This is a genomic window from Ottowia thiooxydans DSM 14619 (assembly GCF_000422885.1).
GTDB classification, from domain to species: Bacteria; Pseudomonadota; Gammaproteobacteria; order Burkholderiales; family Burkholderiaceae_C; genus Ottowia; species Ottowia thiooxydans.
Map to the genome: position 1 here is coordinate 38,797 of NZ_AUGX01000016.1, position 21,852 is coordinate 60,648.

Genomic DNA, 21,852 nt, shown 5'->3' on the forward strand with positions numbered 1-21,852 from the left:
TCTACGACAAACGCTTAAACACCAACCATGGCAGGCGCCAGAGAAACCCTAGAAACAGGCGCGTATGCATCCAGGTGAGCAGGGTGTTGTCGCGCAGGTATTTGAAGTGCGAGACGCCCCCTTCTTCGGGCGTGAAGTACCGTACCGGCGCAGGAAGATTCACAGGGCGAACGCCGGCCCAGCATAGGCGCACGGCAGCTTCGGGGTCGAAGTCAAAGCGGCGCATGAAGCGCTGGTTTCTCATCACCTGAGCGAGTGGTGTGATGGGGTAGACCCGAAAGCCGTACAGCGAATCTCCAACACCCATCCCCAAGGTTTCCAGATTTGCCCAGCCGTTGGAAATTTTTCTCCCCCATACGCGCAGGCGAGGAGCCTCGGCACCAAACACTGGAACACCAAGAACCATGCCCTCCGGCACCGCTTGCGATGCCCGCATGAAATCTGGGATCAGTTCCGCGGGGTGCTGGCCGTCTGAATCCATCGTCAGCGCATGCGTGAAGCCTTCGCGTGCGGCCTGCTCAATCCCAGCTAGGACAGCGGCGCCCTTACCCTGGTTTTGTGTCTGAACGATCACACGCAAGCCTGGGTCACTCGCTGCCATTTCGCGCAACCAATCGGTGCTGCCGTCGGTGCTGCCATCTACCACCACCCAGACTGGCGTCCACTGGGCACGTGCGGCTGACACCGTGTCCAGTACCTTGCGTCCGGGGTTGTAGCTGGGTATGAGCACCACATGCGTGGTGGATGCACGGGGAGACAGATGAGATGGGAGATCAGCCATGCCGGGTATCCAGGGACTTCGCCGCGTGCAATGGAGAGGACGCGGGAGCAAGGTGTTCACGAAAATAGAGCTCGATGTCGCGCCCGAAATGCTGGGGCTGCTTGATGGTGTCAAAGCGCTGCCCTATCCGCATGCGCACTTCAAGTGGCAAGCGGGGCGGGCGCCAGAGCGGCCAGCTCTTTCCGAGGTAGGGCGTACTCATTTCAATCAGCAGCGTTTGTACCGGAACCCCGGCGCGCGCCGCAATCACGCCTGCCGTGGCGGCGCATGGCCCCACCGGAGGTGTGCTGGTGCGTGTGCCCTCAGGAAAAATCACCAGACACGCACCGTCTCGAAGTTCGTTGATCGCGCTGCGGATCATCGGCAAAGGGGCATCGTTGACGATGTAGCGCGCCATGCGCGCACCGGCACCGAGGAGCAGGTTATGCATCAGCCCTGCCTTCATGATGCAAACGGCGTTTGGCAAGCATGAAACCAGGACCACCGCATCAAGGAGAGACGGGTGATTGGCCACCACCACCATGGGTTGGCGTTGACGAGCCAATGCTTTCACTTCACGCAGATCAAACCGGCAACCGCACAAGATTGCCAATAGACGGACGTAAATCCGGAATCCGGTGCGAATCGCCCCCCGCCCTACATGCTTGGCGCGCGACGCAGGCAGCAAAGGGCCCAGCAGCAGTGCAAACGGTGTCCAACTCAGGCAAATAAGCGCCAGCAGCCCAAGGCCAAGCACCATGGCCAGGGGTTCATAGACACGCCAGAAAAATTTCGGCACAAAAAAGGCGCTTTTGAATGAAACGTAAACGTGGTCTAAGCCGCGTTAAGGGGTCTTAACGGCAGCTTTGTCTGAATTATCCTTAAACCATCGAAGGCTTCTTGTCAGACACGCCCTAAATTTGCTGAATGTTGTTTCCTCGGGAAGCGGAGCGCAAGCTCAACCAACCTGCTGCCGCACCCAAAGCAGCGCCTGCAATCAGGTCAATCAGCAGATGCTGTTTAACTGCCAGCGTGGAGTAACAGATGCCTATGCACCAGAGTGCATCGACCCACCTCACCCAGGCGGGAGCTCTCACGGACTTAAGTATGGTTTGCAGCCACATGAACGAGAAGACCGCCGCCGCCACGTGCAAGGACGGGCAGGCGTTGCCATTGGTGTCCACGGCATACATCATGGCGAATATGCCCCCTCCCTCGCGCGGCCCTACGGCGGCTGAAACAGAGGTGGGCCAGAACACGAAAATCAACAGACTGGCGGCGCACATCAGGCCAATATGCAGGCCGTAGCGAGTCAGGCGCCGCAGATCTGGCTGCAAGGCAACGGGTAGCGCGGTGTACACCCATAGCGAGAGATACAAACCCAGCGCCCATGGCTGAAAGCCTATCCACCGGTCAAGCTCGGTGGCCGGTATTTGAAAGACCTCAAACACCGGGTTGCGCTGAATATAGAGATACAGGTAGAAAAACAGGACCAAAAACAAAGTGTTGCCCGTGCCCTTCAAAAAAGGCAAGGTTCGTACCCGTTGGCGCATGAGCTGCAACCAGGATCCGTTGTTTTCCCGGGGCAGGGCGGGTGTGCTCATGCGTGTACCTGGTCATCCTGCACGCTGTCGCTGCCAGACCAACTCATGGCCAACAGCAAAGCCAGCAGGGCACCCGGCCCCACGGTGGCGCCCACGGCGTGAAGAACCGGAACCTTCGAGAAAGACAGCACGCCAAATCCAATCATGGTGGATACGTTAGCCATGGCCAATGACGCCAAGGCCGTCGCGCGCGGAAGCCCTGCGCCGCCAGGCGCTGAGCCTGCAGCGTCATTGCCTACGCGCTGGTGGAAGAAAAGCGCATAGTTCGATCCCACGGCAATGATCAGCAGCAAGCCCACCAGATGCAGCAGCGTCATACGCATGCCTCCGAGCACGTGCCCGGCCATCACCAGAACCACGGCGCCCGCGAGTGGCAGCACCACTTTAAGTACTTGAACAGGGTTGCGCAGCGCCAGGGCGAGCAAAATCACAACGCACAGACCACCCACCATGGCGAGGACAAGCGCTTCGTGAAGATATTGCCCAAACATGCTGGTAGCCTGCTCTTCAAGGTCTAGATAGAAAACATCAATACCCGCGCCAGATGATGAAGAGAGCAGGGCATTGGCGGCAGCTTTGGCTGCTGCGGCTTCTGCTGCGCCGGCCCCCTCGGGAAGCTTGAGCGGCATCAAAACTGACCATCCCTCGCTACGTTGAAGCAAAAGGCTTTGCACCGCGAATGCGAAGCTGGTGCCGCGCAGCACGTCAAAACTTAGTTCCGGAGCCACGCGCGCTTTTGCGACATCTTCTATGAAAGGCTCTAGCCGGCTTGCTTGAAGTGGCAACCCGGCAAGTGCCGCCGCAAGGCGCGCGCGAAGCTCCGTCTCCTCTGGCAGGGCGCTTCTGCGCGCCTGCTGGGTCGCCATGCTGGGCATGAAACGCGCGGGCGTTTCTATTCCGCGAATTTTCCCGGTCTCGATGAGCGGTTGCAGTTGCTTTTCGATCTGCTCGGCGGCGGCAAGGGCGGCATCTTCCGTAGCGGCTGATACGACCACCATGTGTTGCAAATCTGGTGCGCCTGCGTCCTTGCGCAGATCGGCATCGAGTTTTTGCAGATCCATTGGAGCGGGGTTCAGACCCGAGAGGCCTTCCGACCACAACTGGGAGCGCCCCATGATCACGATCACCAGAGCTGCCAGGGTTAATGCAGCCACTGGCCAGCGCAGCCGCCGAGCCACGTTGCTCAAGCTGGCCATACGATCACCTATCCACTCGATACGCTCCATGGGAACGGGCGCCGTGGGTAAGGCCGGGAGAACGAAACGAGTCACGGCCGCCGCCGCAATGAGGCCCGCGACCGAATACGCACCGAGCTGAGCCAGCCCAGGGAAACTTGAAAAAAGGAGCACAGCAAACCCACACACCGACGTGGCCACACCCAGGCGGATAGTGGGCCAGTAGCTGCGGCGCCATGTGACTGGGTCATGGGCTTGCACGAGGTAGTAGATGCTGTAGTCGATGGACTCACCAATCAGGGTCGTACCAAAACCTATGGTGATAGCGTGGATGGTGTCAAACCCCAGGCCCACGGTGGCAATGGCCACCAGAATGCCGGAAGCCACAGGTATCAGGCCGATGAAGACATTGCGCAGCGAACGGTACACCGCAAAAAGCAATGCGAAGACGGTCAGGGCGCCGATCAGCGACAGGCGCTCCACCTCTGATTTGATGGTGCTACGAGCGTGAACGGAAAAAACTGGCGTGCCAGACATCACCAGGCGGAGCTCACCACCCGGGTTGGCTGCGTCGAACGCAGCCTGAATGCTGTTAAGCGTGCGCTCTTGCGCATCCGTGTCAGTGCCGGAGGCTGCAGTCATGGTCACCAGCAGGGCGCGGTCACCATTGGCTGAAGCCCAGGCTCCATCACTGCTGGAGGGCATGTTGGCCCCTGAGATGGTGTCCAGCGTTCTGACCAATTCTCCGGTCGGGTCTCGAGGCAGCAGGCTTTTTAGTATCAGCCCGGCGGAACCTGAGAGGTCTGCCACCGTCTGGGAAATCGCGTCATGCAACCCCGTGGTACTGAAGCGCTCGGAAGTGACCCCCGGGCTCAGCAGGTACCGGTAATTGAGCACCAGCTCCTGGTCATGCTGACGGCTGGCTTCATCGCCATTGACAACGCCTATGAAATCATTGCTGGCTCGCAGCTTTGCCGCCAAGGCGCGAGATGCATCGGCGCGTGCCTGCGGCGTGCCCCCATCAATGCCCATCAACACCATGCGCGAGAGGGCGCCCTCACGAATCTGATCAACCAGCAAGCGCTGGCGGGCATCCGGGTTCGTGGGCAAGAACGCCGACATATCGGTACTGAAGCGGCTTGTGGCCACTATGGCAACGCATGCCACCATGACCAGTACCCATAACCAGAGCGCACCGCGTGAGGAGCCGGCGCGTGGTGGAGTCGAAAGCATTGGCGCGGACCTTATTTATCGGCTTCAATGGCCATCACTGATCGATCCCCATCGGCCTGCAGTGTTTCTATAGTGGAAATCTGGTTGCGCTTGCCACTTATCATTATTTGGGTGATCCAGCGCTGCGTGCGTTCCTCAGCGGGTGTGAGTATCAAGCGCCAGTTGGTTTCGGAGCCTTGTAACTGCAGCGCGTAGTATTGGCGGAGCACAGATTGGTTGCCCATCAGGGTGCTGCGGATGGCTTCCACAATGCTCATTACTTCGGGGTACTGCTGCAAGCGCACTTCGCGTTTTCGGCCGTCGCGTGAAAGCGTCAAGCGATCCCGTTCGAGCACCATGGATTCTGGCTTTGGCAGCAGGGTGTTTTTCTCCAGCCGATCGGGCGGGCTGAAAAACAAGGTTCCGGAGCTCACGACTGGCGCATCGAGCACAGACAACTTCTTCGTTTCTACGAAGCGAGCGCTACCTGCGGGGTGCTGGGCCAGCTGCTTCATCAACTCGTCAAGATTCCAGTTGGCCCATACGGGAGTAGCTGTGCTCCAGGCCAGTGCTGCGAGGATCAGGAGTTTGCGAAAGCGTAATTCAGCGCGGGTTTTCGTGCCAAAAATCATAAAAATTGAACCAGTTCCAGGGAGTTTTCTTGCAATGCTGCTGCAGCAGATCGACGAATCTGTCTTGAGCGGCGGTAATAGCCGTTTCACGGCTTTGAACTGAGACGTCGGCGAAATCGAGGACGGACTCGAAATGGAGATGGTAACGATTGCCGCCCAGGTAGACGCCCGCCATGAAGACCACGGGCGCGCGCAGCATCGCTGCGAGCCGAAAAGGACCCAGCGGAAAATTGGCGGGCTCATCCAGAAATGGGATAGCGCGGGTGTTAGTGCTGTCCAGCGTGCGATCGGCCAAAATACCTACGCAGCCCCCCGTCGACAGATGCTCCCGCACATGTAATATTGATTCTGGCCGCCCAAGCGAAATGACACTATCGACGAGCGCTGGATTGATGGCTGCCAGTGCAGCCGTAACCATGCGCGCGTTATCTGGGTACATCAGCATCTTGGCATCTATCCCATGGCGCTCACCCAGCACGCGCAATGCCTCGAAACTGCCGAAATGTCCCCCCACCAGCACAATGCCCCTGCCTTCAGCACGAGGGCCAGCAAGATGCTCTTCGCCCGATATCTTCACGTCAAAAAGATCAAAGCGACCGCGTAGCCAATACACCCGGTCATGCACCACCGAAGCGAAGGAGAGCACATGTTTGAAGCCGTCAGGCACTCGAGCTACACGACCAAGGGCGCGGCTCAGGAAGGTTTTGCTGGCCCTCTTCGCTGAAGGAGCGAACACCAGGAAATAAAGAGCAATCGGGTAGAGCACCAGGCGACTGAATCTTCGGCCCAGGGTAAGCGAGAGCCAGGTCATCAGACGCAGCGCAGCCATTGAGCTGCGTTCAGGCTTTTGCGCCCATGACGTTTTGTCGTCGGAAGGTGGCGTCATCGTGCATCGTCCAGGCTGCTCAGCAGAACCGATCCCGACGCCACAACGCGCGCCGGCTCCGAGCTGCTGTCGATGATCACGAACCGGGTGCTGGTGTCGCTGGAGGATATGCGTGATTCAAGGTGCGCGCCAGGCAAGGCGACACCAGGAAAGCGCGAATCTCTGATCTCCGCTACCTCACGCCCGGTAAAGCGACTGAGCTCTTGCAATAGCCAGCTCAGCAAAAGCGCACCGGGGACAACGGGCTGGCCAGGGAAATGCCCATCCAGCACCGGATGATCCAGACTTACCTGCCAGTGACCCAGCACGGGCCACTCTTGCCAATTCAGTGCTTTTTTCATCGGGAGGCTGCGAGCCGCACGAAGCCGGGCGGTGTAGAAAAACTCTTCATGAGCGAAGCGTGGCGTAAAGGGCGAGAAGCTCGGACCGAACCAGCTTGCCCGTGGCATTTCGCGGCAATGTTTCCACGCGCAGAACGGGGCGGGGGAGAAACACCGCATCCACTCGCACGCGCAACTGTTCCAATATGGATTCAACGCTCAGACTGGGTGCAACAACCAATGCTGCAAGACGCTGCACACCCTCTCCATCGCCCGATCCCGCCGCGGCCGCATCAGGCTGCAGGAAGCAGCCATCCAACACCCCGGGAATCGTCTGCAACTGCGCATTGAGGTGCGAGATGGATGTTCTCTTTCCCGCAATATTGACCATATCCTCGTGGCGGCCCAGGAGGATGAAGCGCCCAGCGCTTTGGGTTTCGATGTAGTCAGACAGCAGAACACGCCCCTCAACGTGGCCACCAAACACCCAGGCGCCTTCTGTATCCGTATCCATTTGCACGCCCGCAAGCAATTGCCAGGCCGCGTCCTCCGAAGGACGGCGGCTGGCAACCTGGCCGCTTTCTGTGCACCCATAGATTTCGAGCAAAGGGGCTTTGAGCGCCCCTTCTGCACGTTGGGCCAGGGGGAGGGCCAGTGGCGCGGTAGCGCTGAGAACCGTATCGCACGGCGGCAGCGGAAGGCCTGCAGCCATCAAGGTAGAAAGATGAAATGGAGTGGTCACCAGCATCCGGGGACGCGGCGTTGCATCAAGTGCTTCAGTGATATCCGCCGGATAGAAAGGCTTGCCATGCCACATGCTGGACCCGCCATGGAGCGTGAGCAAAACGCTCGATTCAAAGCCATACATGTGTTGAGGCGGCACCGTGGCGACGATAGCCATCCCTCTTGCGCCCAGCCGCTCTGATTCCGAGGCGCCGTTCAGACACAGCAGCCCCCACCGCTTAGCGTGCGCCGTGGGTTCGCCCGTGGAGCCAGAAGTAAACACGATGGACACCACCTGCTCTGCGTCTATCAGCGGCGCCGGTGCGGAGCGCAGCTCTGCCGAAGAGCGGGCAGAGATCTTCAGATCCGGTAAACCATGAGCCAGGTCACGACCGTCGTGCAAACACAATAGGTCCGGATATCGGGATTGCAGCTGTGAAATTGTGTTGGGCGCGAAGCTGGAGGGCATCAGCGTCGTCTTGCCTGCCAAAGCGGCCGCCGCAAACCCCAGCATAAATAGATAGCGATCTTGACACGTGTTGATGATGAACGAAGAGGCGGGCAACACTCCCGCGAGATCCACCGCTTCCTGGTGAAACTGCCCGGCAGTAATGGTTTCGCCCAGCCGATGCGCGATCACATCGCCGGGCAAGTGGCTGCTTAAGGGGTACTGCATCATTTTATTGCCGGGCCGTCCCAAAATAGAAAGCACCCCTTCAGGGGGGCAGCGGACCTCGCGAAGCTGGGGAGCGTGGGGGCCATTTTTTACAGCGGCAAGACTGAACTTGCGCCTGCATCATTCAATCAAGTTGTACGGTGCGTCGCAATATGCTGTGTGAGATTGCGCAGGGAGGCATAGATGGCGGCCTTTCCTTCGTCGTCGGCGCGGAGCTGGAAGCCGTACTTTTTTGACACCGCGAGCGCTACTTCGAGAATGTCGATCGAGTCCAGCCCTAAACCCTCTCCGTAAAGGGGCGCATCAGGAGCGATGTCAGAGGGCTGAATGTCCAGATTCAATGCCGTGACCATCAATTGCGCCACCTCAGGAATCAGAGTAGCGGTGTCTGTCGAAAAAGGAGAGGAAGACATAAGAGAAATGGGGTCGAAAAATTGTCGTTAAACCAATGCGCTACCAAGTATTAGCGCACGGCCTTGAAAGCAAGCACCGCGTTACTGCCACCGAAAGCAAAGGAATTGGAAAGCGCGGAAGTCACTTTGGAGCCGCGTAACGCAGTACCGCGAACGTGCGCCACCCCAGCGCAACTGGCATCCACACGATCCAGGTGAGCGGTGGGCGGCAACGTATCGTAATGAAGAGCTAGTACCGTCAGCAATGCTTCAACGGCGCCCGTGGCGCCCATCAAATGCCCATGCGCCGATTTGGTTGCACTCACTGCAAGCTGCTCCGCGTGCCGTCCAAAAACCGTTCTCAAAGCAGCGATTTCGATCGGGTCGCCTTCGCGTGTTGCGGTGCCGTGTGCATTCACATACCCTAGCTCCGAAGGAGAGAGGCCCGCCTCATTGAGAGCCATGTTCATAGCCGCTACCTGCCCATTTTGATCAGGCCGGACAAGATGCATATGGTCGGCGTTGGCGCCATAACCAGCAATTTCTGCGTAAATGCGGGCGTTTCTAGCGACAGCATGGTCCCAATCTTCCAGCACCAGGGCCGCCGCGCCTTCTCCCAGTACCAAGCCCGCGCGTTCTGGGTGAAAAGGCCTGCAAGCCTGGGGTGCCGTAGCTTTGTCGCCAGGCGAAAGTACCTTGAGCGCTTCCCAGGCGCGTACCACAGCATAGGCCAGTGTGGCATCAGAGCCCCCAGCCACCATGAGCTTGGCGCGCCCGTTGCGGATATGTTGAAAGGCCTCACCAATGGCGGTGGCGGCAGATGCACAGGCCACAGAGTAGGTGAGGGCGCTGTTTCCCAGCCCTAATTGAATGGAGATATGGCCCGCCGCTGCGTTGTTCATACCCAACACCACAGACATGGGAGGCACGCGCTCACGCCCATGCTGCCAGAAATCACGATAACCGCGCTCGAAGGCCATCAGGCCGCCCAGCGCAGTGCCCCAGGCCACGCCACTTGCCTCGGTCATTCCTGATGCCTGGCAGTATTCCTTATCCAGCCCTGCGTCTTGCCACGCGTCGAAAGCCGCAGCTACTCCCAATTGGGCAAACCGTTCCATCATGGTGGAGAGCGCTTTTCCCAAACGCAATTCAGGTCGGAATGCGGCGCAACGCACGGCCGGAACGGATATTGGCCGGGGAATATCCTGAGTCTCATATAGTGAGACGGCAGATTGCCCGTTCGTTATGCGCTGGAAGAAATCAGTCACCCCTCCAGAGTTGGGCTCGCCTTCGCCATCGAACGGATTGACAATGCCCAGCCCCGTGACGGCTACCCTGTAATGCATATTGGAGTTAAGGCGCGGGGTGGGGTGGAGTAGAGGCTTTGAGCGCCCCGGCTTGCAGATGGGTTTCAATCAGGGCTATCAGCTCACCTACTGTTTCAGGCAGAGCATCCGCTGAGCGGATGTCCAACTCGGTTTTTGCCTGATCTTCCAGCTCAAACAGCATTTCCGCAAACATCAAGGAGTCGACACCCAGATCTGCCAGTTTGGCCTCGGGTACTACCTTTTCTCTCGGAATATCTAGCCGCTCCACTAGAAAATCCCTCATTAGCTCCAATATATTCACTTGTCAGGCACCTTCGCGGTGTCCATTCTTACGCTGATTCAGTCAGATGATATGCGAAGAGAGGGGCATCGCCCGGGTCGGTTGGGCTCAGCCCAATACTCCGCACTTTCGTGGTAGAATCACATCAATTCACGACCAAATGGGCGGGTTCCAACCGCCCATTTTTTTTGGTTCTTCGTTTTTGGGGTCTTAGTTGCCCGGGGTAAGAATTTGACGAGCGTTGCATTGCAGCAAACGATTGACGACACCGTACGCGGTCTCGGTTATGAGTCGGTGGAAACAGAGCGTTCCCCCGGTGGGTTGCTGCGCGTCACTATAGATTTGCCTTGGAGCCCTAGCGACGCTGTAGTCCACTCTATCACTGTTGAAGACTGCGAGCGCGTCACGCGTCAGCTTCAGTATGTGTTGGAGGTGGAGGGTGCGGAATACAAGCGCCTGGAGGTGTCTTCGCCTGGTATTGATAGGCCGTTGCGCAACGAACTGGATTTTGAGCGTTTTCAGGGTCAGGTGGTTGATCTGGTGCTTAAGGCGCCGGTCGGCGCGGCTGTGGCGGCAGGCCAGGTGAATGCCAATCGCAAAAAGTTTCGTGGCGCGCTCCAGCGAGCCGAGCCTTCGGGCTGGCAGATTATGTGGAGCGACGAGGTCGTTGCCAAGCCGGGTCAGCGCGTCAGCGCGCGGCGAGCAGCCCCGCCAGTGCACGTGATGGCATTTGCCCTTGATGAGTTGCAGAGCGTCCGTCTGGCGCCCATAGTGGATTTCAAGGGGCGTGGGCATTCTGCTCCGGATGCCTCGGAAAACGTAAAGGATTGACGGCCTTGGGTCGTGCTTGCCGCGCCTTTGTCTAAGGCGGGGGGATTTGATATGGAGTTGTCTTAAACATGAATCGCGAACTGTTGATGCTGGTTGAAGCCATTTCGCGCGAGAAAAACGTCGAGCGCGACGTGGTATTTGGCTCCGTTGAAGCGGCATTGGCCCAGGCGGCTAAAAAGCTTTATCAAGGCGAAGTGGATATCCGCGTGGCGATTGATCGCGACACGGGTGAATACGAGACTTTCCGTCGCTGGCACGTGGTGCCTGATGAGGCGGGTCTTCAGTTGCCCGAGCAGGAAATCCTCTTGTTCGAAGCCAAAGAGCAAATCCCTGACGTCGAGGTAGATGAATACATCGAGGAATCGGTGGAGTCGGTGCCTATTGGTCGTATTGGCGCCATGGCCGCCAAACAAGTTATCCTGCAGAAAATCCGCGATGCCGAGCGGGAAATGCTGCTGAATGACTTCATGTCGCGCGGTGAGAAGATTTTCTCCGGCACCGTCAAGCGCATGGATAAAGGCGACATCCTGGTTGAATCCGGTCGGGTGGAAGGGCGCTTGCGCCGTGGCGAGATGATTCCTAAGGAAAATCTGCGTAACGGTGATCGCGTCCGCGCCATGATCATGGAAGTTGATCTCACGTTGCGTGGTGCTCCCATCTTGCTCTCGCGCTCTGCGCCCGAGTTCATGATTGAGCTGTTCCGCAATGAAGTGCCAGAGATTGAGCAGGGCCTTCTGGAGATCAAGAGCTGTGCTCGCGATGCCGGTAGCCGCGCCAAGATCGCTGTCTTGAGTCACGATAAACGAGTGGACCCCATTGGAACCTGCGTAGGTGTCCGGGGTACACGTGTCAATGCCGTGACCAACGAACTCGCCGGTGAGCGTGTGGACATCGTTCTTTGGTCCGAGGATCCTGCTCAGTTCGTGATTGGTGCGCTGGCGCCCGCGAATGTGCAGTCCATCGTGGTGGACGAGGAAAAACACGCCATGGACGTCGTGGTGGATGAGGAAAACCTCGCCATCGCCATTGGCCGCGGTGGTCAGAACGTTCGTTTGGCTTCCGATCTCACCGGTTGGAAAATCAACATCATGGACGCCGCCGAATCGGCGCAAAAACAGGCCGAGGAAACAGGTTCCACGCGCCAGTTGTTCATGGAAAAGCTCGATGTCGATCAGGAAATCGCAGATATCCTCATCGAAGAAGGGTTCACTAACCTGGAGGAGGTTGCTTATGTGCCCATCCAGGAAATGCTGGACATCGAGAGCTTTGATGAAGACACCGTCAACGAACTACGCGCTCGTGCCAAGGATGCTCTTCTGACCATGGAAATTGCTCGTGAAGAGCAAGTTGATACCGTCTCGCAAGATTTGCGCGACCTTGAAGGCCTCACGCCTGAACTCATTGGGAAACTAGCCGATGCGGGTGTTCAAACCCGCGATGACCTTGCTGATCTGGCCGTTGATGAACTTACAGCCATCACCCAGCAGTCCGAAGACGACGCCCGCGCGCTCATTGTGAAAGCGCGCGAGCACTGGTTTGCAGACCAAGAGTAATGGTCATGGAGACACGCACAGCATATGACGAACACCACTGTTTCCGAGTTCGCGAACGAACTCAAAAAGCCGACCGACACTCTGCTTGAACAATTGCAGGCAGCGGGCGTGGCCAAATCGGCCCCCTCCGATGTCTTGACCGACAACGACAAACAGAGATTGCTGAACTACTTGCAAACCAGTCACGGAACCCAATCGGCCGAGCGTAAGAAAATCTCGCTGACGAAAAAATCTACCAGCGAGATTAAACAGGCCGACGCCACGGGCAGAGCGCGCACCATCCAGGTGGAGGTCCGCAAGAAACGTACGTTCATCAAGCGCGACGATGAAGTTTCAGCCCCTGAGCCAGAGATTGAAGAGATTTCTCCGCCAGCGCCGCCTGTTCAGAGCGCACCTGTCATTGATGAGGCTGAATTGGCTCGTCGCCAGGCCGAAACACGTCGGCATGCGGAGCTGATGCGTCGCCAGGAAGAAGAGCAGACCGAGAAGCGCCGCCAACGCGAAGGACAAGAGCAAGAGCGTGCGAACGCCGCACGCGCTCAAGAAGCTGCGGTTGCTGCGCCCGTCCCCGCACCTGTTCCTGCGCCTGCACCAGCTCCAGAGGCCGCGATTGCGCCGGAGCCTGTGCAAGTTGCCGCGCCTGTGGCTGCGCCCGTTGTTTCTCCTGTGGCAACTGATGTTCCTGCGGCTCCTGCCCAGGCTGAGCCCGCAGTAGCCCAAGCGGAAAAGAGTGAGCCTGCCAAGGCCGCGTCAGAAAATACCGAAGCGGCGAGCGTGCCTGCTGAGCAAACCGTGAATTCGACACCCGCACCTGCAGTAAGCGTGCCGGCAGCGCCTCTGGTTGCTGCCAAGCCAGCTGTAGAAGATGAGGCAAGCCGCCAGCGTGACCACGACGAACGTCGCCGTAAAGCCCTGGCTGAAGCTGAAGCTATTCGGAACATGATGAACGCGCCGCGGCGCGTACTCGTGGCCAAGAGGCCGGAAGAACCCAAAAAGGTCGAAGAAGCCAAGCCTGCTGTGGGTGTCAAGGGCACTCTGCACAAGCCTGCTGGCACAACACCCAAGCCCGCTGGCGCAACAGCTGCTGCTGCACCTTCTGGCAATAAAGAGGTCAAATCTGCCAAGCTGTCTTCCAGCTGGGCAGGTGATCCGGCCAAGAAAAAGGGTATCCCAACCCGTGGCGACTCTTCCGGTGGCGCTGGTCGAGGTGGCAACTGGCGTGGTGGCCCTCGCGGACGTCGCGGTGATCGCGATCACCGTGATGTCCCTATGCAGGCCGCTCAAACAGAGCAGCGCATCGTTGAAGTGCACGTGCCGGAAACCATCACGGTGGCTGAGCTCGCACACAAAATGTCTATCAAGGCATCAGAGGTCATCAAGCAGTTGATGAAGCTGGGCCAGATGGTCACCATCAACCAGCCGCTCGATCAAGACACGGCCATGATTCTGGTCGAAGACCTGGGTCACAAAGCTGTTATCGCTGCACTGGACGATCCCGAAGCGTTTACCGAAGAAGAAGTGCAAGCGCAGGCTGCTGAAGCCTTGCCACGCGCTCCTGTCGTGACCGTCATGGGTCACGTCGATCACGGTAAGACTTCGCTGCTCGACTACATTCGCCGCGCCAAAGTGGCGTCTGGCGAAGCTGGCGGCATCACGCAGCACATCGGCGCCTATCACGTGAGTACTCCTCGCGGCGTAGTGTCCTTTCTGGATACTCCCGGTCACGAGGCCTTTACGGCCATGCGTGCTCGTGGCGCGAAAGCCACCGACATCGTTATTCTCGTCGTGGCAGCGGATGACGGCGTCATGCCCCAAACCAAAGAGGCTATCAAGCACGCGAAAGCGGCTGGCGTGCCGATCGTGGTCGCCATCAACAAGATCGATAAGCCAGACGCTAACCTGGAGCGCGTCAAGGCAGAGTTGGTCGCTGAAGAAGTGGTGCCTGAAGAGTTCGGCGGCGAATCACCTTTCGTTTCCGTCTCTGCCAAAACAGGCCAGGGCGTGGACGACTTGCTTGAGCAGGTTCTGCTGCAGGCTGAAGTGCTTGAACTCAGGGCTCCAATCGATGCTGCTGCCAAAGGTATCGTGATCGAAGCACGACTCGACAAAGGTCGTGGTCCTGTTGCTACCGTATTGGTTCAGTCGGGCACTTTGCGCGCTGGTGATGTCGTGTTGGCTGGTCAAACTTCCGGCCGCGTGCGTGCGATGCTGGACGAAAACGGTAAGTCAGTGAAAGAAGCTGGTCCTTCGATTCCAGTGGAAATTCAGGGCCTGACCGAAGTTCCGCAAGCTGGCGATGACTTCATGGTGATGGCAGATGAGCGCCGTGCGCGTGAAATCGCTACCTACCGTGCCGGTAAGTTCCGCAACACCAAGTTGGCGCGGCAACAAGCTGCCAAGCTCGAGAACATGTTTACCGACATGGCCTCCGGCGAGGTCCAGCATTTGCCGATCATCATCAAGGCAGATGTCCAAGGTTCTCAAGAAGCGCTGGCGCAATCACTGCTCAAACTCTCCACCGAAGAGGTGAAGGTTCAGCTGGTGTATGCAGGCGTTGGCGGTATCAGCGAATCCGACATCAACTTGGCCATTGCCTCTAAAGCCTTGGTCATCGGCTTCAACGTGCGTGCTGACGTAGGTGCGCGCAAGTTGGCTGAAGGCAATGATGTAGTGATTCATTACTACAGCATCATTTATGACGCTGTGGATGAGCTGAAGGCTGCGATGTCGGGCATGTTGGCGCCCGAGCAGAAAGAAGAAGTTATCGGTCATGCGGAAATCCGCACCGTGTTCGTGGCTACAAAGATCGGCACCGTTGCCGGCTGTATGGTCACCCACGGCGTGGTTCGGCGCGATGCTCGCTTCCGTCTGCTGCGCGACAACGTCATCATCTACACAGGTGAACTTGACTCGCTCAAGCGCCTCAAAGATGATGTGCGCGAAGTCAAAGAAGGTTTTGAGTGCGGTATCAAACTCAAGAACTACAACGACATCAAAGAAGGCGATCAGCTGGAAATTTTCGAGATCAAGGAGATCGCGCGTACGCTGTAAAAATTGCCGAATGTTCCTGCCGTGTAAGCGGTGGGGCTGTTCGCCAGAAGCTTTCGCGCATTCGCCATGCCAAGAAAAAGTACCACTCCCAACCGCAGTTTCAAGGTTGCCGACCAGATCCAACGTGATCTGGCGGAGTTGATCGCGCGCGAGTTGAAAGATCCGCGCGTCGGGATGGTCACTGTGAACGCTGTCGAAGTAACGCCAGACTATGCTCATGCCAAGGTGTACTTCAGCCTTTTGAACGGCGATCCCGTGCAAACGTCTGAAGGCTTGAATGCGGCTGCTGGCTTCCTGCGGAGCGGGCTATTCAAGCGGTTGCACATCCACACGGTGCCCACGCTTCACTTCGTGTTCGATCGAACCATCGAACGCGCCGCCGATATGAACGCCTTGATTGCAAAGGCTGTTTCATCTCGTGCGAAAGACTCAGACGAATAAAGTATGAATGCGCCGCGCACGAGGGTCGTCCGGCGCCCCGTGCACGGGGTGCTGCTGCTAGATAAACCCCTGGGTTTGTCGAGCAATCAGGCTTTGCAAAAAGCCAAGTGGTTGCTGCGCGCTGAAAAAGCGGGCCACACCGGCACGCTTGATCCCCTGGCCACTGGTGTGCTGCCCCTCTGCTTTGGAGCGGCGACCAAATTCAGCCAAATTCACCTGGACGCAGACAAATCCTACGAAGCGACTATTCAGCTAGGGATTTGTACCGCCTCCGGCGATGCCGAGGGCGAAGTGACCTCGCGGCGCCCAGTGCCTGCGATCACCCAGGCGCAGCTGGATCAGGTGCGTCAACGTTTTACGGGCCCCATCTCTCAGGTGCCGCCCATGCACAGTGCCCTGAAAAAAGACGGCAAAGCGCTTTATGAGTACGCGCGCCAAGGCATAGAGATTGAGCGCGCACCGCGCGAAATCACAATACATTCACTGACCATCCAGCCGGGTAAAACACCTGAAACTCTGGACATCATCGTCAGTTGCAGCAAGGGCACCTACATACGCACCTTGGGCCAGGACATTGGAGAAGCGCTCGGATGTGGCGGTCACCTGACGGCTCTGCGTCGTATTGCTACCGGCCCGTTTGTTGCCGCGCAATGCATCAGTCTTGAAGCATTGGAAGCACTGCCTGAAATTGAGCGCCTCCACCGACTCTTGTTGCCTGAGGCGCTCCTGCCTGATCACTTCCCTGTCACGCTGGGAAGCGAAGATGCCGGGCGGTTCCTGACTGGCATGCGGCGTCGGGGCACGTGGTCAGACCACGAAACCATTGCAGTATTCGGCCGCGAGCCGCATGCCCTTCTAGGCACCGCCCACGTTAAATCCGGCGAACTTATCCCGGCGCGCTTGCTGAGCCCGATTGAAATCCAGCAGATCCTCGCCGCGTCCTCGCGCGGCAAACAACCTGAAGCCATCGTATGAGTAAACAAATCCGCAACATCGCCATCATCGCCCACGTCGATCATGGAAAAACCACTATGGTTGACCAACTGCTGAGGCAGTCGGGCACTTTTGCTGACCATGAAAAAGTGGTCGATACCGTGATGGACAACAATGCCATCGAGCGCGAGCGCGGTATTACTATTTTGGCCAAGAACTGCGCAGTTTCCTGGGGTGGCACACACATCAACATCGTCGACACGCCCGGACACGCGGACTTCGGCGGCGAGGTGGAACGGGCACTCTCCATGGTTGATGGCGTGGTGCTTTTGATCGATGCCCAAGAAGGCCCCATGCCGCAAACGCGCTTCGTGACCAAGAAAGCGTTGGCGCTCGGTCTCAAGCCTATCGTGGTGGTTAACAAGGTCGACAAGCCGGGCGCTCGCCCCGATTTCGTGATCAACGCCGCTTTCGAACTTTTCGATAAGCTTGGCGCGAATGATGAACAGCTTGATTTCCCGGTGGTGTATGCCTCCGGCATCAACGGCTGGTCATCCATGGAAGAAGGCGAGCAGGGCGAGCAGTGGGGTCCAGACATGTCTGCCCTGTTCGAAACTGTGTTGAAGCATGTGCCTGCGCACCAGGGCAATCCCCAAGCGCCGTTGCAACTGCAAATTTCGGCCCTTGATTTCTCCACTTTTGTCGGGCGCATTGGCGTGGGCCGCATCAGCGCGGGTACTGTCAAGCAAGGCATGGATGTGGTGGTGGCTGAAGGCACCGACGGCAAGACTTTCAAAGGACGTGTGAACCAGGTCCTGACCTTCCAAGGCCTGGATCGCGTCCAAGTCACCGAGGCTGGCCCTGGTGAGATCGTGCTCATCAACGGCATCGCGGACATCGGTATTGGTGTCACTCTTACCGATCCAGTCAATCCGCAGCCATTGCCTATGCTGCATGTGGATGAGCCCACGCTGACCATGAACTTCTGCGTGAACACCAGCCCCCTGGCTGGCCGCGAAGGTAAGTACGTGACCAGCCGCCAGATCTGGGATCGCCTGCAGAAAGAGCTCCAAAGCAACGTGGCCTTGCGCGTCAAGGAAACAGATGAAGACGGTATCTTCGAAGTCTCAGGCCGGGGCGAATTGCACCTGACCATTCTGCTGGAGAACATGCGCCGCGAAGGTTACGAGCTGGCCGTGAGCAAGCCACGTGTGGTGTTCCGTGATGTCGATGGTGAGCGCCACGAACCTATCGAATTGGTGACGGCTGATATCGAAGAAACACATCAGGGCGGCGTGATGCAGGCGCTCGGCGAACGCCGTGGTGACCTCGTGAACATGGAACCCGATGGCCGCGGCCGTGTGCGCCTGGAGTACCGCATTCCTGCTCGTGGGTTGATCGGTTTCTCCAACGAGTTCCTGAACTTGACACGCGGCTCCGGTCTCATCAGCAACATCTTCGACAGTTATGAGCCGCACAAAGGCGACATTGCTGGGCGCAAGAACGGCGTGCTCATCAGCATGGACGATGGCGAGATCTTCACTTATGCCCTGGGCAAGCTGGATGATCGCGGTCGTATGTTCGTACGCCCAAATGACCCTGTCTATGAGGGCATGATCGTCGGTATTCACAGCCGTGATAACGATCTGGTGGTCAACGCCACTCGTACCAAGCAGCTGACCAACTTCCGCGTCAGCGGCAAGGAAGATGCGATCAAGATCACGCCACCGATCATGCTCACGCTGGAATACGGCGTTGAGTTCATTGAAGACGACGAACTGGTCGAGATCACTCCGAAAAGCATTCGTTTGCGTAAACGTTACCTCAAGGAAAGCGAGCGCAAGCGCGCTGGCCGCTAAGGCTAACTCGCTTGCCCTTTAAGGGTGTGCTGCGTAAATCGAACGCTCGATTTACGCAGCACATTCTTAGAGGCAATTTGAATGGTCTACTCAGCTACCCCCGCCTGGAGCCATGCTCGCGCCGTATGGAGCATGGTCGCCGTCACGCTGATGTGGTCCATTGCTGGTGTCGTCACGCGCCAGCTGACTCAAGCAGGGGGCTTTGAGGTCACCTTCTGGCGCAGCTTCTTCACGCTGCTGGCTTTACTGGTCATCTTGCCCTTATGGCAGGGCGCGGGTTGGTTCCGTGCAGTGCACTGGCGCAACAAAGCATTGCTGCTCTCAGGTGTGTGCTGGTCTTTGATGTTCACCGCCTTCATGCTGGCCCTGACGCTGACCAGCGTGGGCAATGTGCTGGTGACCATGGCGGCAGGACCGCTTTTGACCGCGCTGGTAGCGCGAATCGCGATCGGTCATCGTATGCCTGCCCGTACCGCATGGGCGATTGTGGTCGCTGGTGCTGGAATTTTCTACATGTTTGTGCGCCAGTTCGATGCTCAAGGCTCGCTGGCCGGTATGGCTGTAGCGCTTGGAGTTCCTATAGGCAGTGCCATCAACTGGACGGTGGTGCAACGCAGCCAATCTCATGGCGAACGCGTAGATCTGGTGCCTGCCGTCTTGGTGGGCGCTGTAATTTCCACGCTTGTGACCTTACCCTTGGCTTTTCCGTTCACAGCGACACCGGCGGATCTAGGCTGGCTCAGCCTGCTAGGCGTCGTTCAATTGGCCATTCCATGTGTGCTGTGCGTTCTATGCGCGAGCGTCCTGAAGGCGCCGGAGGTTTCGCTGCTGGCTTTGCTCGAAGTGATCTTCGGCATTCTCTGGGCCTGGCTAGGTGCTGGTGAAGCGCCTGCGCGAGAGGTATTGATTGGCGGATCTCTCGTAATCGGCGCACTTCTCGTCAATGAGCTGCTAGGCTGGCGCAGCAGGCAAAGCACACCTCGCATTCAAGTGTCGGAGTAGCGCGAAACCTCGCTCCCTCTCCCGCTTGCGGGAGAGGGTTGGGCGGGGCCGGCCAACCGGTGAGGGGAGCGCTAGCGCTCTACGGCCATTCTTAAATAGCGGAAGCATCTAGAAGGCACCTAACGCTCCAAACCCCAAAGGAAATTACGGCTTCGCAACTTTCCAGTTACCACCCACGCCGTCGCCAGTCTTATCTCCGACCTTAGCGTCCTTCACAAAGTAATAAAGCGGCTGGCCTTTATAAGCCCATTGGCGTTTGCCGTCGTTGCGAATGATGATGTTGTAGTCACCGATAGGCTTAGCCGTTTCGGCGACAGCAAGGGGTGGCCAGTTCGTGGCGCAGGCGTCGTAGCACTCGGAAGCGCCACTGCCTTTGACATCCTTGGCGAAGAAATACAAGGTCTTGCCGGTTGGTCCGATCATCGTGCCATCAGCTGCTTGGGTGGGCGTGCTGGGAGCAGAAGACGAAGTCCCCATGCTGCCGCAACCCGCCAATGCCAGAGCGCCGAGAAGAGCAATACCAGAGAGTTTCATGTGTTTCTCCATTGTTGAAAGACCTCAGCAGTTTACTCACTGGCCTGCCAGATTTGTGTCAGGAAAAAGGCATTTCAATGACAAATGAGCGGGTGTCTCGACGCATGAGCGTTGTCAAGTCGCTATGCAACGCCCATGGATTTGGCATAGCTTGCAGGTGTCAATCGTCTCACCAGCGCGATGGCCACTGCGACGCAACCCAAGTGCAGCAGCCACCCGACCACAAAGCTGCCTGTGTATTCATGAAGCACGGCCACAATCCAAGGCAGAATAGCTGCAATCAAAAATCCCCCACCTTGCATGAGTGCGGAAAGCGCACCAGCTTGAGCCGGATCGGATAGGTGGTCCAGCGCCACAATAAAGGTGAGTGCAAAGCAACCACCCAACCCGGCTCCCAGCAGAATGGCCCAAAGGGTAGGCGCACCTTCAGGCCAAAAGCTAAGCGCAGTAAAGCCCAGCACCTGCATGGCCAAAACCAACCAGATCCACGGGCGCCGGTCTTCGTTCTTGCGAGCGAACACCGGCATAAGCAAGGCCGAGGCCGCCTGGCTTACAGCCAGGATTGCCAGCAGGCTGCCGCTGGCAGGCGCGCTCCATCCAAGCTCTCTGTAGAAGGGCGATAGCCAAGCCACCACGGTGGAGTAACCTCCATTCACTAGACCAAAGCAGGCCATCAGCAACCAGACGCGGGGCCGTCTCAAATACGAACCCACGGCGATGCGGCCCGTTTTCGCGGCGGTATCCGCGGGGAGAGTAACGGCTCCCAAGGCGAGAGCAAGGGCTGCCAGCAAAGCCATCCAGGCCAGGCCCATATGCCAGTCGCCGCTGAGAGCTGTCACTAGTGGAGAGATTTGAGCGCCCAGCGCGCCTCCTCCCATCAACATCGCGGAATACAAGCCCATCACCAAGCCCACTTGGTGCGGAAACATCCGCTTGACGATGCCTGGCAGCAAAGCCTGCACCACCGCCGTGCCGAGACCCAGCAGCGCTGCCGTACCTACCAATTGCCACCCACTGGTCGTGAAGAGGCGCAGGAACGAACCAACCACAAGCAATGCAAGCGCCACCAGAACGGAGCGCCGCTCTCCCACCTGGTTCTGCAAGAAAGGGCCTGCAAACGCGAACACCCCCATGAGCAGCATCGGCACCAGCGTAAGCAGTGCCATGCCCTGCAGTTGTAGCCCCGTGTTTTGACTGATATCGATGGCAAGCGGCCCAATGCCGGTCATGAATGGCCGCAGGTTCAGTGCGATCAAAGCTATGGCCGTCAGCAGCACGATGCTGGAAGATTTCTCGCGCTTCACGCTCATGTTTTTTCGGTCTGCGCGTTGTGCTTTTTCGCCCAATGCGCATAAAGACCGGGCTGGTCCTCGTGGATCGCAGGCGCATGCCGAATGCGCATGCTCTGCATAGAGAACGGCGCCGCGCGGGCCAGTTCAACGGCTTGGCGCAGGAAGCTTTCTTCGTTCGTCGTATTACTCATCTGGATCCAGATTATGAAAGATGAACATGGTCGCGATGGCAGCACGGCCGCTGGAATGGTTGTGAACTCCAGCGGCGCATATGTATGTGATTTTTTCTTCGTCGACTACCCCGAGTGCGCTCAATAGCATTGGCTTCAGAGGTTGTAGCGTTCTGCTGCCTCCTCGCACATATCGCA

The 21,852-nt window shown here is 58.0% G+C and carries 20 protein-coding genes and 2 pseudogenes; 8 read left to right on the forward strand and 14 right to left on the reverse strand.

Going from position 1 to position 21,852, the window contains the following annotated elements; translation table 11 throughout:
• Position 1: 1 nt before the first annotated feature.
• The 11 genes from G518_RS0115400 to G518_RS35350 form a co-directional block, all read right to left on the reverse strand.
• Positions 2-781, reverse strand: a complete 780-nt coding sequence (locus G518_RS0115400) for a glycosyltransferase family 2 protein (RefSeq protein ID WP_036594868.1) — start codon at positions 779-781, stop codon at positions 2-4.
• Positions 774-1,559, reverse strand: a complete 786-nt coding sequence (locus tag G518_RS0115405; protein WP_028603319.1) for a lysophospholipid acyltransferase family protein — start codon at positions 1,557-1,559, stop codon at positions 774-776. The genes G518_RS0115400 and G518_RS0115405 overlap by 8 nt, the downstream gene beginning before the upstream one ends.
• A 115-nt stretch (positions 1,560-1,674) precedes the next feature.
• On the reverse strand, positions 1,675-2,364 hold the full coding sequence (locus G518_RS35340) for a phosphatase PAP2 family protein (protein ID WP_051236759.1): 690 nt from the start codon (positions 2,362-2,364) through the stop codon (positions 1,675-1,677).
• Complete coding sequence (locus tag G518_RS0115415; protein WP_028603320.1) at positions 2,361-4,772, reverse strand: MMPL family transporter; 2,412 nt, start codon at positions 4,770-4,772, stop codon at positions 2,361-2,363. The genes G518_RS35340 and G518_RS0115415 overlap by 4 nt, the downstream gene beginning before the upstream one ends.
• 11 nt (positions 4,773-4,783) lie before the next feature.
• The gene (locus tag G518_RS0115420) at positions 4,784-5,383 is read right to left on the reverse strand and encodes an outer membrane lipoprotein carrier protein LolA (RefSeq protein WP_051236761.1); all 600 of its coding nucleotides are present in this window, start codon (positions 5,381-5,383) and stop codon (positions 4,784-4,786) included.
• The gene (locus tag G518_RS0115425) at positions 5,355-6,269 is read right to left on the reverse strand and encodes a lysophospholipid acyltransferase family protein (RefSeq protein ID WP_028603322.1); all 915 of its coding nucleotides are present in this window, start codon (positions 6,267-6,269) and stop codon (positions 5,355-5,357) included. Before G518_RS0115425 ends, G518_RS0115420 begins: the two co-directional genes overlap by 29 nt.
• Complete coding sequence (locus tag G518_RS38520) at positions 6,266-6,610, reverse strand: ApeI family dehydratase (protein ID WP_051236763.1); 345 nt, start codon at positions 6,608-6,610, stop codon at positions 6,266-6,268. The genes G518_RS0115425 and G518_RS38520 overlap by 4 nt, the downstream gene beginning before the upstream one ends.
• A gap of 46 nt (positions 6,611-6,656) precedes the next feature.
• Positions 6,657-7,991: an AMP-binding protein gene (locus G518_RS0115435; RefSeq protein WP_028603324.1), complete on the reverse strand. Its 1,335-nt coding sequence runs from the start codon at positions 7,989-7,991 to the stop codon at positions 6,657-6,659.
• A gap of 125 nt (positions 7,992-8,116) precedes the next feature.
• Complete coding sequence (locus tag G518_RS0115440; RefSeq protein WP_028603325.1) at positions 8,117-8,401, reverse strand: phosphopantetheine-binding protein; 285 nt, start codon at positions 8,399-8,401, stop codon at positions 8,117-8,119.
• A 50-nt stretch (positions 8,402-8,451) separates the two neighbouring features.
• A complete protein-coding gene (locus G518_RS0115445; protein WP_028603326.1) occupies positions 8,452-9,726 on the reverse strand; it encodes a beta-ketoacyl-[acyl-carrier-protein] synthase family protein in 1,275 nt (424 codons plus the stop codon).
• A gap of 7 nt (positions 9,727-9,733) precedes the next feature.
• On the reverse strand, positions 9,734-9,991 hold the full coding sequence (locus G518_RS35350; protein ID WP_051236765.1) for an acyl carrier protein: 258 nt from the start codon (positions 9,989-9,991) through the stop codon (positions 9,734-9,736).
• Positions 9,992-10,219: 228 nt separating this feature from the next.
• Between G518_RS35350 and G518_RS0115455 the strand changes: the two genes are divergently transcribed.
• The 8 genes and pseudogenes from G518_RS0115455 (at position 10,220) to G518_RS0115485 (ending at position 19,658) form a co-directional block, all read left to right on the forward strand.
• Positions 10,220-10,819 carry an LSm family protein gene (locus tag G518_RS0115455; protein ID WP_028603327.1) on the forward strand — a complete coding sequence of 200 codons (600 nt, stop codon included), beginning with the start codon at positions 10,220-10,222 and terminating at the stop codon, positions 10,817-10,819.
• Between the two features lie 68 nt (positions 10,820-10,887).
• Positions 10,888-12,372 carry a transcription termination factor NusA gene (nusA, locus tag G518_RS0115460; protein ID WP_028603328.1) on the forward strand — a complete coding sequence of 495 codons (1,485 nt, stop codon included), beginning with the start codon at positions 10,888-10,890 and terminating at the stop codon, positions 12,370-12,372.
• Positions 12,373-12,396: 24 nt separating this feature from the next.
• Positions 12,397-12,904, forward strand: a pseudogene (locus G518_RS41550) (translation initiation factor IF-2 associated domain-containing protein); the annotation flags it as partial.
• 335 nt (positions 12,905-13,239) lie between these two features.
• Positions 13,240-15,423: pseudogene (gene infB, locus G518_RS0115465) on the forward strand (translation initiation factor IF-2); the annotation flags it as partial.
• A gap of 66 nt (positions 15,424-15,489) precedes the next feature.
• Entirely contained in the window at positions 15,490-15,864 is a 375-nt protein-coding gene (rbfA, locus tag G518_RS0115470) for a 30S ribosome-binding factor RbfA (protein WP_028603330.1), read from the forward strand.
• A 3-nt stretch (positions 15,865-15,867) separates the two neighbouring features.
• Positions 15,868-16,839, forward strand: a complete 972-nt coding sequence (truB, locus tag G518_RS0115475) for a tRNA pseudouridine(55) synthase TruB (protein ID WP_028603331.1) — start codon at positions 15,868-15,870, stop codon at positions 16,837-16,839.
• A complete protein-coding gene (gene typA, locus G518_RS0115480; RefSeq protein ID WP_028603332.1) occupies positions 16,836-18,656 on the forward strand; it encodes a translational GTPase TypA in 1,821 nt (606 codons plus the stop codon). The genes truB and typA overlap by 4 nt, the downstream gene beginning before the upstream one ends.
• 81 nt (positions 18,657-18,737) lie before the next feature.
• Positions 18,738-19,658, forward strand: coding sequence for a DMT family transporter (locus G518_RS0115485; RefSeq protein ID WP_028603333.1), 921 nt, complete (start codon positions 18,738-18,740; stop codon positions 19,656-19,658).
• Between the two features lie 144 nt (positions 19,659-19,802).
• Here G518_RS0115485 and G518_RS0115490 read toward each other — a convergent pair whose 3' ends face one another.
• From G518_RS0115490 to G518_RS39970, 3 genes are all read right to left on the reverse strand, one after another.
• Entirely contained in the window at positions 19,803-20,192 is a 390-nt protein-coding gene (locus tag G518_RS0115490) for a COG4315 family predicted lipoprotein (RefSeq protein WP_028603334.1), read from the reverse strand.
• 122 nt (positions 20,193-20,314) lie between these two features.
• A complete protein-coding gene (locus tag G518_RS0115495) occupies positions 20,315-21,502 on the reverse strand; it encodes a cyanate transporter (RefSeq protein ID WP_036594872.1) in 1,188 nt (395 codons plus the stop codon).
• The gene (locus G518_RS39970) at positions 21,499-21,675 is read right to left on the reverse strand and encodes a hypothetical protein (protein ID WP_156909413.1); all 177 of its coding nucleotides are present in this window, start codon (positions 21,673-21,675) and stop codon (positions 21,499-21,501) included. The genes G518_RS0115495 and G518_RS39970 overlap by 4 nt, the downstream gene beginning before the upstream one ends.
• Positions 21,676-21,852 lie beyond the last annotated feature (177 nt).